Source organism: Aeromonas sp. SrichE-2G, assembly GCF_017939565.1.
GTDB lineage: Bacteria > Pseudomonadota > Gammaproteobacteria > Enterobacterales > Aeromonadaceae > Aeromonas > Aeromonas taiwanensis.
The window spans coordinates 255,732-270,379 of record NZ_JAGKRG010000053.1; the positions used below are offsets into that span (position 1 = coordinate 255,732).

The window sequence follows — 14,648 nt, forward strand, 5'->3', positions numbered from 1 at the left end:
GAGCCGCTTTTTCATGAAGATCCTGCATACAGCCGACTGGCACCTTGGCCACCAACTCCATGGCCACGACCGCCGCTTCGAACACGACGCCTTCCTCGACTGGCTGGCTGATACCATCAAGACCCGCGACATCGACGCCCTGCTGGTGGCGGGCGATCTGTTCGATACCGCCAACCCCCCTGCCAGCGCCTGGCAGCAGCTCTATCGCTTTCTGGCGCGGCTGCGCGCCGACCATCCCGCACTGGAGATGGTGCTCATCGGTGGCAACCACGACTCCCCCTCCAAGCTGGATGCCCCCCACGAGCTGCTGCGCGCCTTCGACCTGCATCTGGTGGGCAGTATCAGCCGGGACGACGAGGGGCGCCTCGAGACCGAGCGCCTGCTGGTGCCGCTGCGGGGCAAAGACGGCGAGGTGGCCGCCTGGTGCGCCGCCGTGCCGTTTCTGCGCAGCAGCGATCTGCGCCCGGAAGGGCTCAACGAAGGGCAGGACAGGCTCATCGAAGGGGTACGCCAGGTCTATGAGGCGGTGCTGACGGAGGGGCGGGCGCGCTGCAATCCGGATCAGGCCCTCATCGCCATGGGCCACGCCTATCTGGCGGCGGGCCAGCTCTCCGAGCTCTCCGAGCGGCGGGTGCTCGGCGGCAACCAGCACGCCCTGCCTGCCGAGCTGTTTGCCGCTGCCGACTACACGGCGCTGGGTCACCTGCACCTGGCCCAGAGCCCGGCCGAGGGAGTGCACTACAGCGGCTCACCGCTGCCCCTCTCGCTGGCCGAGGCGAACTACAACCATCAGGTGCTGGAGGTGACGTTTGTGGGAGGCAAGCTGGCTAGGCTTGAGCGGATCCCGGTACCCCGCGCGGTGGAGATGATCCGGCTGCCCCAGAGCGGCCTCGACGAGGCGCTCCAGGCCATCGAGGCGCTGGAGTTGCCCGTTCGTTCGCAGCAGGCACAGCCCTTCCTCGAGGTGCGGCTGCTGTTGCCCAAACCCGAGGCCCGTATCCGCGAGCGTGTGCTGGCAGCCCTGGCGGACAAGCCGGTGCGTCTGGCCCGCATCACGACCAGCTATCAGGGCTCGGGGCAGGGGCTGGCGGACGGTGCCGGCCAGCGTCGGCTCGATGAGCTCTCCCCCACAGAAGTGTTCCGCCTTTGCTATCAGCGTCAGTTTGACGGAGAGCCGGAGGCTGAGCTGGTGGCGTCGTTTGAAGAGATCCTGGAGCAAGTGAAGGAGGCCAATGCATGAAAATCTTGTCGCTGTCAGGGGAGAATCTGGCCAGCCTGACCGACCTCTTTGCCATCACCGGCAATACCCGGGCTGATGGGGGCAAGAGCACGCGCGATATCGGGTCGGTATGGATGGAGGCGTGTGGCGTATGAAGATCCTCTCTTTGAGTGGTGAGAACCTCGCCAGCCTGACCGGTCAATTCACCATCGATTTTGCCGGTGGCGCCCTGGGGGCCGCCGGCCTGTTTGCCATCACCGGCAACACGGGGGCCGGCAAGAGCACCCTGCTCGATGCCATCTGTCTGGCGCTCTATGACGAGATGCCGCGCTTTATCGCCAATCGCAAGAACGTGGCCGAAGTGGGCCGCATGGATGACGAGGAGAAGCTCAAGGCCAACGACGTGCGCGGCATCCTCAGCCGCGGCCACGCCAGCGGTTTTGCCGAGGTGCAGTTTCGCGGCTGCGACGGCCGGGTCTGGCTGGCCCGCTGGGCGGTGCGCCGGGCCCGCAACCGCGCCGAGGGGCGCTTTCAGGCCCAGGAGCGCAGCCTGACCGACGTGGCGTCGGGTCAGGTGTTCAGTGGCAGCAAGCGGGAGCTGCAGGAGCGTATCGACGAGCTGGTGGGGCTCTCCTGGGAGCAGTTCCGCCGCGCCGTCATCCTGCCGCAGGGGGAGTTTGCCGCCTTCCTCAAATCGAGCGCCGACGAGCGTTCGGCCCTGCTCGAACGGATGACCGGCACCGAGCTCTACTCCGCCATTTCCATTCAAACCCATGAACGGGCGCGGGAGGAGCAGCAGAAACTGGCCGCCATCAGCCAGCGGCTCGACGATGTGACACTGATGGACGAGGCGACCCGCGAGCAGTGGGTGATCCAGCAGGTCAGCCTCGCCACTAGCCTCAAACACGAGCAGCAACAACAGCAGCTGATGCAGGACTTGCGCGATCTCAATGGTCGCATCGCTGCCCAGTTGCAGGCCTGTGAGGAGGGGGGGGTGGCCTTGGCCGCGGCCGAGGCGGCCCATGGTGCGGCCGCCCCGGAGCGCGAGGAGTTCGCCCGCGCCGAGCAGGCCCAGGTGGCTCGCGCCGATCACGACGAGCTGGCTCGCCTCACCCTGGAGGTGCAGCAGCAGGAGAAACTGCTGGCCGAGCTCGGTCCCGAGTTTGGCAAGCTGGAAGAGCAGACCCAGCAGAGCGCCCTCACCGAACAGCAGCTGCTGGCAGAGAAGATCGCCGCCGAGCGCGAGTGGGGGGCCCTGCAGCCCGAGCTCAAGCGGGCGCAGGAGCTCGATACCCGCATTCGGGAAAAGCAGCAGCAACTGCAGAAGATCCAGCTGGAGGGGACGCAGGAGCGGGAGGTGCAGCTCACCCTTGAGCAGGGCTGGCACCAGCAGCGCCAGCAGGTGGAGCAGCTCAAGGCCCAGCACCAGCAGTGGGGGCATTGGCTTGAAGAGCACAAGGAGCTGGCGCCGGTGGCCCGCCAGTGGCAGCCCCTGCTCACCGCCATGCAGGATTGGGCCGAGGATGCAGGCAGGCTGCAGCAGTTGCTCACCTTGCGCGAACACAAGCTGCGTGCCCTCAGGCAGTTGCAGCACCAGCTGGAGCAGGGGCAGCAGGAGCGCGACTACTGGCAGCGCGAGCAGGAGCGGTTGCAGCAGCAACAGCACGAACTGCAGGAGCAGCAGTGGGAGGGGCGCCTGGCCAAGGCGCAGGAGCAGTGGCAGCAGCAGACCGAACAGCTGGGCCAGCTGCGCCAGTTGCTGGAGCTGGCGGACTATGGCCGCAATCACGGCGAGCAGCATGGTCGCCTGCAACAGGAGATAGCCCAGCTTGAGCAGGCGCTCGGCAAGCTGGCCATTCTCGGCGACGAGCTAGCGCCGGCCCGTGAGCGGCTCGCCCTGCAACGGGACGAGGCGCGCCACGCGCTGGAGCAGTCCCGTGCCATCGCCAGTTTCGAGCAGTATCGCCACATTTTGCGCGACGGTGAACCTTGCCCGCTGTGCGGCGCCGAGGAGCACCCCTATCACCAGAGCCAGCCGCCGGTGGCGGGCATTCTGGGCCAGCTGGCGGAGCGCGCCCGCGGCCTCGAGCTCGAGTGGGATCGGCTCAATCACCAATACATTCAGTGCGAGAGCGAGCGCCAGGAGCTGGCTCGTCAGCTGGCGGTGCGCCAGCAACATCTGCCGGAGCTGGAGACCCGTGCCGAGCAGCTGACCTTGCGCTGGCAGCAGCTCGGGGGCGATACCCTGCTCGGCCATCCGCTGCCGCTAGGTCAGAGCCCGATCGAGTGGAATGAATTGATGAATACCCTGCTGGGCCGTGGCCAGAGCCTGGAGCAGGGGCTGGCCCGTAGCCAGCAGCAACTGCGTGAGGCCCAGCAGGGGCAGCAGCAGTTGCAGGCCGTGCGCCAGCAGCTGAGCCAGCTGGCCAGCCAGCACCAGCAGTTCGAGCAGCAGTGGCAGGAGGCCGACCGCCAGCGCATCGCCCTGGAGGGGGAGGTGAAGGCGATGGGCGAGCAGGAGACGACCCTGCGCCAGCGCCTCGAGCAGGGGGGCAACCGGCTCGATGAGCAGATGGGGGGCCAGCCCTGGCGTCAGTGGCTGGGCAGCCAGCAGTGGCACGAGTGGCAGCGGGCCTGCGAGGCCTGGCTGCACGGCCAGAGCGAGTGGGAGCGGCTGGCCGGCGAGATTGCCAGCCTCACCCCGGCCCTGAGCGCCCAGGAGGCGCGTCTGCAGACCCAGCGCGAGCTGCTGCACAAGCTCGAGCGCGACTACAAGGAGCATGAACAGCAACGGCAGGGGCTGGTCACCAGCCGCGCCACCTGTCTGGGGGGGGAGGAGATTGCCCTGGTTGAACATCGCTGGCAGCAGCGGCTGCAGCAACTGGCCAGCGAGCTGGAGATGATGCAGGGGGCGGCACGAACCCTGCGCGAGCGCCAGACCGAGCTCAAGACCCGTCTCAGCCATCTGGAGCAGGAGAAGCAGGTGAGCAGCCGGCGGCGGCGGGAGGTGCTGGGGCGCTGGGCAGCTCACGCCAGTAGCCTTGGCATCGCCGAATATGACCTGCGCCGCCTGCTGGCCATGAGCCCGGATGAGCTCAAGGCGCGGCGCGCCGCCTTGCAAGCGCTGGAGGATGCCCGCGCCGAGGCGCGTACCCGTTTGACCGAGCGGCAGCGGGCGCTGGCGCTGGAGGAGAGCAAGCGGGATCGTTACCGCGAGCATCACCCCGAGCTGGCCGCGTTGGCGCCAGAGGAGCTCGACAGCCGACTGACGGCGCTGGAGGCGCACTGCCGCGCCCTCGACGAGCAGCTGTTCCAGTGCAAGAGCACGCTGGCCCAGGCCGAGGCGGCTGCCCTCAAGGCGGGTACTTTGCAGGAGGAGCTAGCCGCCCAGCAGGCGGTGGCGGATCACTGGCAGCGACTCTCCGATCTCATCGGCTCGGCCAGCGGTGCCAAGCTGCGAACCTTCGCCCAAAGCCTGACCCTGGAGCGGTTGCTGCTGGAGGCCAACGCCCAGCTTGCCGAGCTCTCCCCCCGCTATCGGCTGGAGCGGGTGCCCGGCACCGATCTGGCACTTCAGGTGGTGGATCTCGACATGGGGGACGAGGTGCGCTCGGTGGACTCCCTCTCCGGCGGCGAGAGCTTCCTGGTATCGCTGGCGCTGGCGCTGGCCCTCTCCAGCCTGTCATCGCGCCAGACCCAGGTCGAATCGCTGTTCATCGACGAGGGCTTCGGTACGCTCGATCCCGACAGCCTGGATCTGGCGCTCTCAAGCCTCGACTCCCTGCAGGCGGCCGGTCGCCAGATAGGGGTCATCTCCCACGTGCAGACCCTGGTGGAGCGGATCGGTGTGCAGGTGAGGGTGGAGGCCCTCGGCGGCGGCGAAAGCCGGGTGGTGTTGCCCTGAGCCTGGGTCTGTCAGGCTCAAGATCCTAAAAAGCCAGTCCGGGATGCCGGACTGGCTTTTTCAATGGGGGATGAATGAGGATCCCTTTCCCACCGGCATAGGGCCTGTATGAGGGGCCGTATCTCTTATCCAACGCCGGGGTTTACGACAGTCAGGCATAAAAAAACCGAAGCACCAGGCTTCGGTTTTTTGCGGTCACTGGCACCAGGCCAGGGGCATCATTTCTTGATGCGGATCACCGGGGTCTCGCCCACGGTCACGGCACCAGTCATCTTCACCAGCTCTTTGATCTCGTCCATGTTGGAGATGACCACAGGAGTCAGGGTGGACTTCGCTTTCGCTTCCAGCACGGCCAGATCGAACTCGATGATGGTGTCACCGCGCTTGACCTGTTGACCTTCCTGAGCGATACGGGTGAAGCCTTCGCCTTTCAGTTCGACGGTGTCGATACCAAAGTGAACGAACAGCTCGATACCAGAGTCGGATTCCAGAGAGAACGCGTGGTTGGTCTCGAAGATCTTGCCGATGGTACCGTCGCACGGAGCAACCATCTTGTTGCCGGCCGGCTTGATGGCGATGCCGTCACCGACGATCTTCTCGGCGAAGACAACGTCAGGCACATCTTCGATGGGCACGATTTCGCCGGACAGCGGGGCAAAAATTTCGATGCCGCCGGTATCAGAACTGTCGTCGGAAACCAGTTTCTTCAGTTTATCAAACAGACCCATAGTAAAAGCTCCTAGAGATGATTGTCGCTGTTTGCAGCCGATCTTAGCAGACTGCCTTCTGCTTAATAAAGTTATCTACACAGGCTTCGATTTCGGCGGCGGTCGCATAGCTCAGGGCCTGGTCTGCCATTGCCTTCACATCTTCGAAGTTGGTGTTGCGGATAAGCTTCTTGATACGCGGTACAGAGATGGCGCTCATGGAGAACTCATCCAGACCCATACCCAGCAGCAGCAGGGTGGCACGTTCGTCACCAGCCAGTTCACCGCACATACCGGTCCACTTGCCATTGTCATGGGAAGCGTCGATCACCATCTTGATCAGGGTCAGGACGGAGGGTGACAGCGGGTTGTACATGGCGGAAATCATCTCGTTACCACGGTCGACGGCCAGGGTGTACTGGGTCAGGTCGTTGGTACCGATACTGAAGAAATCCACTTCCTTGGCAAGATGATGAGCCATGACGGCCGCGGCCGGGGTCTCGATCATGATACCCACTTCGATGGATTCATCAAAGGCTTTGCCTTCGGCACGCAGTTCGGCTTTCAGCGTCTCCACGGTGGCCTTGAGGCTGCGGAACTCTTCGACGGAGATGATCATCGGGAACATGATGCGCAGCTTGCCGAAGGCGGAGGCGCGCAGGATGGCCCGCAGCTGGGCGTTCATGATGTCGGCGCGATCGAAGAAGATACGCACGGCACGCCAGCCCAGGAAGGGGTTCATCTCTTTCGGGAAATTCATGTAGGGCAGTTCTTTGTCGCCGCCGATGTCCATGGTGCGGACGATGATCGGCTGATCCGGCATGGCCTCTGCCACTTCTTTGTAGGCCTTGAACTGCTCGTCTTCGGTCGGCAGCGCGTCACGGTCCATGAACAGGAACTCGGTGCGGTACAGACCCACGCCTTCGGCGCCATTGCGGATGGCACCCTCGGTATCCTTGACGGTACCGATGTTGGCGCACACTTCGACCTGATGGCCATCCAGGGTGATGGCGGGCAGATCTTTCAGCTTGGCCAGCTCGTCTTTCTCGGCCTGGAACTGGGCCTGGAACTTCTTGGCTTCGTTCAGCTGATCGGCGGTCGGGTTGATGATGACCTGGTTGTTGATCGCATCCAGTACCAGCATGTCGCCGTTCTTGACGCGCTCGGTGATGTCGTTGGTGCCCACAACGGCCGGCAGCTCCAGGGAGCGGGCCATGATGGAGGTGTGGGAGGTACGGCCACCGATGTCGGTGACGAAGCCCAGCACGTATTTCAGGTTGATCTGGGCAGTTTCGGACGGGGTCAGGTCTTTGGCGACCAGGATGACCTCTTCGTCGATGGTGCTCAGGTTGACAACGGCGATGCCCAGTACGTTCTTGACCAGACGGGTACCGATGTCGCGGAAGTCGGTGGCACGCTCGCGCAAGTAAGGGTCATCCAGCTCGGCCATCATCTTGGCGTACTGTTCGATCACCTCGAAGATGGCTTTGTCGGCGGATGCCTTGTTGTCCTTGATGAAGGATCTGATATCCCCTTCCAGCTCTTCATCTTCGAGCAGCATGATGTGGCCTTCGAAGATGGCCTCTTTTTCTTCACCGAAGGTGCGACCGGCCATCTCTTTGATGGCTTCCAGCTGGGCGGCTGACTTGGTGCGGGCTTCGAGGAAGCGGTTGATCTCGGCATCAATCTGGTCGGCAGAAATCTTGCCCTGATTGATAACGATTTCATCTTCTTTCAGAAGAAGCGCCTTGCCGAATGCGATACCGGGGGACGCAAGAATGCCAGATATCATAATCCTTCCTATTAAAACGACTGTGGGGGAGGAATAAAGCTGGATTACTCCAGCTCGTCCATCAGGGCAACCAGCTTCTCAACGGCTTTCTGAGCGTCCGGGCCGTCGGCCTGGATGGTCACGTTGGTGCCTTTGGTCAGACCCAGGGTCTGCAGCTTGAACAGGCTCTTGGCGCTGGCGGATTTGCCACCGGAGACCACAGTGATCTCGCTTTGGAATTCTTTGGCTTCTTTCACGAACTGAGCTGCAGGACGGGTGTGCAGGCCGTTTTCAGCAGTAATAACAACAGACTTCTCGTACATGGTTTCACCCCATATTATTGATATTGTGTGGAGAGATGGTCGCTAATGAGGCTTCCTGTCTCACCGTGTCAGTATGGATATGTTGTAAAGTAACGAAATCAGACCTGCAATGGTTTAATCCAGGTCAATTTTCTGTGCAGTATTCGGCGTTTTGGCCAGGTCTTTTTTCGTTGTCGCGCTACAAGCCGCGTCAGGACTGGCCTGAAATTAATTTATAACGAAAAATAACACTTTGTTACCTTGTGATACCTAGCCGGTAAACACCTCGTGACGCCGCACAGGATATGAGATTTATCACAGAATGTCTGCTTTTTTTGTCATGACGGAGTTTGTTATTTTACCCCAAAAAATAAGGGGCCGACTGACGCTGATGGCTATTGAGTTTAGCGCATAATGAAAACGGCGCTCCGAGGAGCGCCGTCGTTTTGATGTAAGCAGATCAACTACTGTTGCAGCTCTTGCTCGCTGAACACGCCGGCGAAGAGGGCGCTGGAGAGGTAACGCTCGGCGGCGCTCGGCAGGATGACGACGATGGTCTTGCCCTCGAACTCCGGCAGCTCGGCCAGACGGTTGGCGGCAACCACGGCGGCGCCGGAGCTGATCCCGGCCAGGATCCCTTCCTCTTCCATCAGGCGGCGAGCCATCTCGATGGCCTCGTCGCTGCTCACCTGCTCGACCCGGTCCAGCAGGCTCAAGTCCAGGTTGCCAGGGATGAAGCCGGCACCGATGCCCTGGATCTTGTGCGGACCCGGTTTGATCTCTTCCCCTGCCAGCTTCTGGCTGATGACGGGGGACTCGCTGGGTTCGACCGCCACGGAGACGATGGCCTTGCCCTTGGTCTGCTTGATGTAGCGGGATACCCCGGTGATGGTGCCGCCGGTGCCGACGCCAGCCACGAAGACATCGATATCACCATCGGTGGCCTCCCAGATCTCGGGGCCTGTGGTCTTCTCGTGGATTTCCGGGTTCGCCGGGTTTTCAAACTGTTGCAGCAGGACGTATTTTCCGGGCTCGGATTCGAGGATCTCGTTGGCCTTGGCGATGGCGCCTTTCATGCCGAGGGGGCCTTCGGTCAGCACCAGATTGGCTCCCAGGGCCTTGAGCAGTTTGCGGCGCTCCAGGCTCATGGTGGCCGGCATGGTCAGGGTGATGGGATAGCCACGGGCTGCGGCCACGAACGCCAGGGCAATGCCCGTGTTGCCGCTGGTAGGCTCGATGATCTCCTTGCCCTTGGTCAGCACGCCGCGTTTCTCGGCATCCCAGATGAGGTTTGAACCGATACGGCATTTGACGCTGAAGCTCGGGTTGCGGCTCTCGATCTTGGCCAGCACGCGGCCCTTGGTAACACGGTTGAGACGAACAAGCGGGGTATTGCCTATGGTCTGGCTGTTGTCCTCAAAAATTTTGCTCATGGTGCTATCCCTGTGTTTGTTAAGGCGATGAAACAAGATTAACCTGTGGTTTCTGAATGAGAAGTGACGAATCGTTATAACAATATGTTATTAGAACATATAGAATTTATTCTCTCTCGCCGAAGGGCCTCCCGGTGCCCGGGCGACCAAAGGAATGGATCTCATGGGATTTGCAGGAAGCGACCGCTATCTCGCGTCAACGTCACTGAGTATGGCCGTCAACGCCGCCATCGTGCTGGAGAAGCCGCTGCTCATCAAGGGTGAGCCCGGTACCGGCAAGACGGTGCTGGCCGAGGCAGTGGCCGCCTCGCTCGGTGCTGACCTCATCAGCTGGCACATCAAGTCCACCACCAAGGCCCAGCAGGGGCTCTACGAATACGATGCGGTGGCCCGGCTGCGGGATTCCCAGCTCGGGGACCCGAGGGTGGGGGAGATAGGTCATTACATCCGCCGTGGCAAGCTGTGGCAGGCCTTCGCCGCCCAGCAGCGGCCTGTGCTCCTCATCGACGAGATCGACAAGGCCGACATCGAGTTCCCCAACGATCTGCTGCTGGAGCTGGATCGCATGGAGTTCGACGTCTACGAGACTGGCGAGCGGGTCAAGGCGCGCCAGCGCCCCGTGGTCATCATCACCTCCAACAACGAAAAGGAGCTACCGGACGCCTTCCTGCGCCGCTGCTTCTTCCACTACATCCGCTTTCCCGACAAGGCCGAGATGGAGGCCATCGTCCGTCTGCACTACCCGGCCCTCAAGGAGAGCCTGCTCAGCGAGGCGATGGAGCTCTTCTTCGAGCTGCGCGCCGTCGAGGGGCTGCGCAAGAAACCCTCCACCTCCGAGCTGCTGGACTGGATCCGGCTGCTGCTTGCCGATGACATCGCCCCCGAGGCGCTGCGTGCCCGGGAGCCGGGCAAGCTGGTGCCCGCCCTCTACGGCGCCCTGCTCAAGACGGAGCAGGACTTGCACCTCTTCGAGAAGCTCGCCTTCCTGGCGCGCCGCGGCGGCTGAATGCTCATCGACTTCTTCCTCCATCTTCGCCGCCACAAGCTTCCTTGCAGCCTGCGGGAGCTGCTGGACTTGCACGGGGCGCTGGGGGGCAGGTTGGCCAGCGTCGACATGGAGGCGTTCTACCTGCTCGCCCGCTGCGTGCTGGTCAAGGACGAGGGACACCTGGACCGCTTCGATCGCGCCTTCGCCGAGTATTACGAGGGGTTGGATGCCATCCCCCTGCTGCCGGAAAGCCTGCCGGAGGAGTGGCTGCGCCAGGAGTTCGAGCGGCTGCTGAGCGAGGAGGAGAGAGCCCTGCTGCAATCTCTTGGCGGTCTCGACAAGCTGCTGGAGACCCTCAACCAGCGTCTGCGCGAGCAGAAGGAGCGCCACGCCGGCGGCAACAAGTGGGTGGGCACGGGGGGCAGCAGCCCGTTCGGTCACGGCGGCTATCACCCGGAAGGGATCCGCCTGGGGGGAGAGGGCCGGCATGGCCGGGGGACCAAGGTGTGGGAGGCGCGCCACTATCGCAACTTCAGCGAGGAGAACGCTTTGGGCCAGCGCGCCATCCAGCTGGCCTTGCGCAAACTCAGACGCTGGGTGCGCAAGGGCAGCCCCTCCGAGCTGGATCTCGACGACACCATCCAGAGCTCGGCCCGTCAGGGGTGGCTCGATGTGAAGCTGCGGCCCGAGCGCCACAACGGCGTCAAGCTGCTGGTCTTCTTCGATGTGGGCGGCTCTATGGATGCCCACGTGGCCGAGGTGCAGCGGCTCTTCTCGGCCCTGCGCCACGAGTTCAAGCACCTGGTGTTCTTCTACTTCCACAACTGCCTCTACGACTTCGTCTGGCAGGACAACGCCCGGCGCACCGAGGAGCGCTTCGACACCTTGCGGCTGCTGCGCACCTATGGCAGCGACTACCGGGTGATTTTCGTGGGGGACGCCAAGATGGGCCCCTACGAGATCACCTGGCCTGGGGGCAGCGTGGAGTACTGGAACGAGGAGCCGGGGCAGGTGTGGCTCGAGCGTTTGCAGCACCACTTCCCCAGGATGGTCTGGATCAACCCTCTGCCCAGGCAGGAGTGGCTCTGGCACCCCTCCATCAAGTTGATGAATGAATTGGTTGGCGGGCGCATGCACCCGCTGACGCTGGCTGGTCTCTCCGCTGCGATCGACCAGCTGTGACCCTCTGAACCCTAAAAAACAGACAAGCCGGGACTGCACCCGGCCAGGAGCAAAGATGACCTCTATCGTAATCAGTGGCTCGGGCCTCTATACCCCGCCCCATGCCGTCAGCAACGAAGAGCTGGTGGCCGCCTTCAACCAGTACGTGGATCTCTACAACGAGGAGAACGCCTCCGCCATCGACGCGGGCCAGCTCTCTCCCAAGCAGCACTCGAGCTGCGAGTTCATCGAGAAGGCCTCCGGCATCAAGAGCCGCTATCTGGTGAGCCGCGAAGGAGTGCTGGATCCCGACATCATGCAGCCCCTGCTGGCGGAGCGTCCGGATGAGCAGCCCTCCATCATGGTGGAGATGGCGGTGGCGGCCGCCGAGCAGGCGCTGATCGCCGCCGGTCGCGAGCCGGGGGAGATCGACCTGGTGATAGTGGCGGCCTCCAACATGCCGCGCCCCTACCCGGCGCTGGCCATCGAGCTGCAGCACTATCTGGGGGCGGGCGGCATGGCGTTCGACATGAACGTGGCCTGCTCCTCCGCCACCTTCGGCATCAAGACGGCGGCGGATCTGCTGGCGGCGGGCTCGGCCCGGCTGGCGCTGGTGGTGAACCCGGAGATCTGTTCGGGGCATCTCAACTTTAGAGATAGAGACAGCCACTTCATCTTCGGCGACGCCTGCACCGCCGTGCTGCTGGAGCGGGAATCCGACTGCAAGGTGGCCAACCCCTGGCAGCTGGTGGCGAGCAAGCTGGTGACCCAGTACTCCAACAACATCCGCAACAACTTCGGCTTCCTGAACCGCTTCAGTCCGCGCACCCGCTACGGGGACGACAAGCTGTTCCGCCAGCAGGGGCGCAAGGTGTTCAAGGAGGTGCTGCCCCTGGTGTGCGATCAGATTGCCGCCCAGCTCGACGAGCAGGGGTGGGCGGCGGACGACTTGAGCCGGCTCTGGCTCCATCAGGCCAACCTCACCATGAACCAGTTCATCGGGCGCAAGCTGCTGGGCCACGATGCCAGCCAGCAGGAGGCGCCGGTGATCCTGGACCGCTACGGCAACACCAGCTCGGCGGGCTCGGTCATCGCCTTCCACCTGTTCAACCAGGACTTGCCGAGCGGGGCTCGCGGCGTGCTCTGCTCCTTCGGGGCCGGCTACTCCATCGGCAGCCTGCTGCTGCAACGTCGCTGAGGGCCATCGTCAGGCAGAAAAAAACCACCCGTACGGGTGGTTTTTTTGTCTGTTCGGGGCGCTCAGTTCGCAGGCTCGATGGCGAGCACCTCGCACGTCGGCTCGCTGATGCGAAAGCGCACGTTCACGTCGAACAGCCTGACCCCATACTCCTTGTCGTCCGGCTTGCCCTGCTTGTAGGCAGGGCGCGGATCCTGGGCCAGCACCTCGCTCACCAGCTGGCGCAGCTCTGGGTGGGCCTTGAGCCAGGGGGCGAGCTGCTGCTCGGCCTGGGGGCTGAAGCTCACCGACAGCGGCGGGGTGGGGGCATCCGGGGCGAAGCCGCCACGGGCGTGAGGCAGGCTGTCGGCATAGGGAATGTAGGGCTTGATGTCGACGACGGGGGTGCCATCGAGCAAGTCCACCGCCCCCAGCTCCAGCCAGAGCTTGCCCCGTGCCCGGCCGACGCCGTGCAGCTCGACCACGGAGAGGCCGAGGGGGTTCGGGCGGAAGGTGGAGCGGGTGGCAAAGACCCCGACCCGCTCGTTGCCGCCGAGGCGCGGCGGGCGCACCGTCGGATGCCAGCCCTGGGCCATGGTCTGGTGAAACACGAAGCTTATCCAGAGATGGGAGAACTGCTCGATGCCGCGCAGCACGTCCTGCTGATCGTAAGGGGGAAGCAGCTCGAGGCGGGCGCGGGCCGAGGTGACCAGGCCGGGCTGGCGGGGGATGGCGAACTTCTCCTTGTAGGGAGAGCGGATGATCCCGAGGGTATCGATGTCGAACTTCATGGCGGGTCCTGGCTGAAAACCCCGGCAATGTAGCACAGGCGGGCCGAAAACGCAGGCACCCTGGCGGCCGGGGCGTTGCCGCCCCCCTGTGATCCGGGTCGCAGACCCGGGGGCGCGGGGCTGTGCCCGGGCGTGAACTTGCGTAGGGTGGTGCGCAAAGGAGATGCCGGACGTGGCCAGGGCGCCACGCCGCACAGGAGAGACAGGGATGAAATTGCTGATTATCGGCGGCACCGGCTTCCTGGGCCGCCACCTGACCTCGCTGGCCCTGGACTGGGGCCACGAGGTGACGCTGTTCAATCGCGGCCACCGCCAGCACCCGGACTGGCGCGAGCTGACCCGGTTGCAGGGGGACAGGGATCTCGACCTGACGCCCCTGCAGGCGGACGGGCTGCACTGGGATCTCGCCATCGACACCTGCTGCTATCGCCCCGAGCAGGCAGAAAGGCTCTCAGACGTCCTGCTCGGGCGCTGCGAGCGGGTCATCTTCATCTCTACCATCAGCGTCTATCGTGACTTCGCCCGGCCCGAGATGGATGAGTCGGCGCCGCTGCATGAGATGGGGGATCCGCTCCCGACCGATTACGGCCCGCTCAAGGTATGGTGCGAGGCGGCCTATCGCGAGCGCTGGGGCGAGCGGCTCTGCATCCTGCGCCCCGGCGTGCTCTGCGGCCCCTTCGACCCGACCGGGCGCCTGGCCTGGTGGGTGAGGCGGGTACAGCAGGGAGGGCCCTGGCTGCTGCCGGGGGAGGGGCAGGACAGGCTGCAATACCTTGATGTGCGCGACTGTGCCGAGTTCGTGCTGCGGGCTGCCGAGCAACGGCTGGAGGGGTGCTTCAATCTGCTCAAGCCCGGCATCGCGCTGGCGGACTGGGTGGAACGCCTCGCCGCCCGACTGGTGCCGGCGACGGCACTGCAACCCCAGTGGCGGCCCTGGGCCACCCTGATAAAGGCGGGGGTCGAGCCCTGGCAGAGCTACCCGACCCTGTTGCCCAGCACCCAGGCGGAGTATGCGGGCTATGGCAGCATCAGCGCCGAGGCCGCCATCGTCCACGGCCTGAACTTCCGCCCCCTGGAGGAGACGGTGGCCGATCTGGTGGAGTGGCTCGCGAGCAACCCGCAGGGACCGCTGGCGGGCATGAGCCGGGCAGAGGAGGAGGCGCTGCGCCGGCGGCTGGGGGAGGCCTGAATAAGG

Annotated in this window: 12 protein-coding genes; 7 read left to right on the forward strand and 5 right to left on the reverse strand. The window is 63.9% G+C overall.

What is annotated here, in order from left to right:
• The first annotated feature begins 13 nt into the window (after window positions 1-13).
• The 3 genes from J9885_RS17595 to J9885_RS17605 are packed head-to-tail and all read left to right on the forward strand — an operon-like array spanning window position 14 to window position 5,123.
• A complete protein-coding gene (locus J9885_RS17595) occupies window positions 14-1,240 on the forward strand; it encodes an exonuclease SbcCD subunit D C-terminal domain-containing protein (protein WP_210550213.1) in 1,227 nt (408 codons plus the stop codon).
• Window positions 1,237-1,374: an exonuclease SbcC gene (locus tag J9885_RS17600; protein ID WP_210550214.1), complete on the forward strand. Its 138-nt coding sequence runs from the start codon at window positions 1,237-1,239 to the stop codon at window positions 1,372-1,374. The genes J9885_RS17595 and J9885_RS17600 overlap by 4 nt, the downstream gene beginning before the upstream one ends.
• The gene (locus J9885_RS17605) at window positions 1,371-5,123 is read left to right on the forward strand and encodes an AAA family ATPase (RefSeq protein ID WP_210550215.1); all 3,753 of its coding nucleotides are present in this window, start codon (window positions 1,371-1,373) and stop codon (window positions 5,121-5,123) included. The genes J9885_RS17600 and J9885_RS17605 overlap by 4 nt, the downstream gene beginning before the upstream one ends.
• 218 nt (window positions 5,124-5,341) lie before the next feature.
• On the opposite strand, the gene crr is transcribed toward J9885_RS17605, so the two are convergent.
• The 4 genes from crr to cysK form a co-directional block, all read right to left on the reverse strand.
• A complete protein-coding gene (gene crr, locus J9885_RS17610) occupies window positions 5,342-5,851 on the reverse strand; it encodes a PTS glucose transporter subunit IIA (protein ID WP_010673569.1) in 510 nt (169 codons plus the stop codon).
• Window positions 5,852-5,894: 43 nt separating this feature from the next.
• Entirely contained in the window at window positions 5,895-7,622 is a 1,728-nt protein-coding gene (ptsI, locus tag J9885_RS17615; RefSeq protein WP_043758998.1) for a phosphoenolpyruvate-protein phosphotransferase PtsI, read from the reverse strand.
• A gap of 44 nt (window positions 7,623-7,666) precedes the next feature.
• Window positions 7,667-7,924, reverse strand: coding sequence for an HPr family phosphocarrier protein (locus J9885_RS17620; RefSeq protein WP_005303128.1), 258 nt, complete (start codon window positions 7,922-7,924; stop codon window positions 7,667-7,669).
• Between the two features lie 443 nt (window positions 7,925-8,367).
• Complete coding sequence (gene cysK / locus J9885_RS17625; RefSeq protein ID WP_210550216.1) at window positions 8,368-9,336, reverse strand: cysteine synthase A; 969 nt, start codon at window positions 9,334-9,336, stop codon at window positions 8,368-8,370.
• A 163-nt stretch (window positions 9,337-9,499) separates the two neighbouring features.
• Here cysK and J9885_RS17630 point away from each other — a divergent pair, with 163 nt between their 5' ends.
• The 3 genes from J9885_RS17630 to J9885_RS17640 are packed head-to-tail and all read left to right on the forward strand — an operon-like array spanning window position 9,500 to window position 12,683.
• Complete coding sequence (locus J9885_RS17630; protein WP_210550217.1) at window positions 9,500-10,342, forward strand: MoxR family ATPase; 843 nt, start codon at window positions 9,500-9,502, stop codon at window positions 10,340-10,342.
• Window positions 10,343-11,506 (forward strand): VWA domain-containing protein, encoded by a 1,164-nt coding sequence (locus J9885_RS17635; RefSeq protein WP_210550218.1) that lies wholly within the window; start codon window positions 10,343-10,345, stop codon window positions 11,504-11,506.
• 55 nt (window positions 11,507-11,561) lie between these two features.
• The gene (locus J9885_RS17640) at window positions 11,562-12,683 is read left to right on the forward strand and encodes a beta-ketoacyl-ACP synthase III (RefSeq protein ID WP_210550219.1); all 1,122 of its coding nucleotides are present in this window, start codon (window positions 11,562-11,564) and stop codon (window positions 12,681-12,683) included.
• 62 nt (window positions 12,684-12,745) lie between these two features.
• Here J9885_RS17640 and tsaA read toward each other — a convergent pair whose 3' ends face one another.
• A complete protein-coding gene (gene tsaA / locus J9885_RS17645; protein ID WP_210550220.1) occupies window positions 12,746-13,453 on the reverse strand; it encodes a tRNA (N6-threonylcarbamoyladenosine(37)-N6)-methyltransferase TrmO in 708 nt (235 codons plus the stop codon).
• 208 nt (window positions 13,454-13,661) lie between these two features.
• On the opposite strand from tsaA, the gene J9885_RS17650 reads away from it, so the two are divergent.
• Window positions 13,662-14,642: an NAD-dependent epimerase/dehydratase family protein gene (locus J9885_RS17650; protein ID WP_210550221.1), complete on the forward strand. Its 981-nt coding sequence runs from the start codon at window positions 13,662-13,664 to the stop codon at window positions 14,640-14,642.
• The last annotated feature ends 6 nt before the right edge of the window (window positions 14,643-14,648 follow it).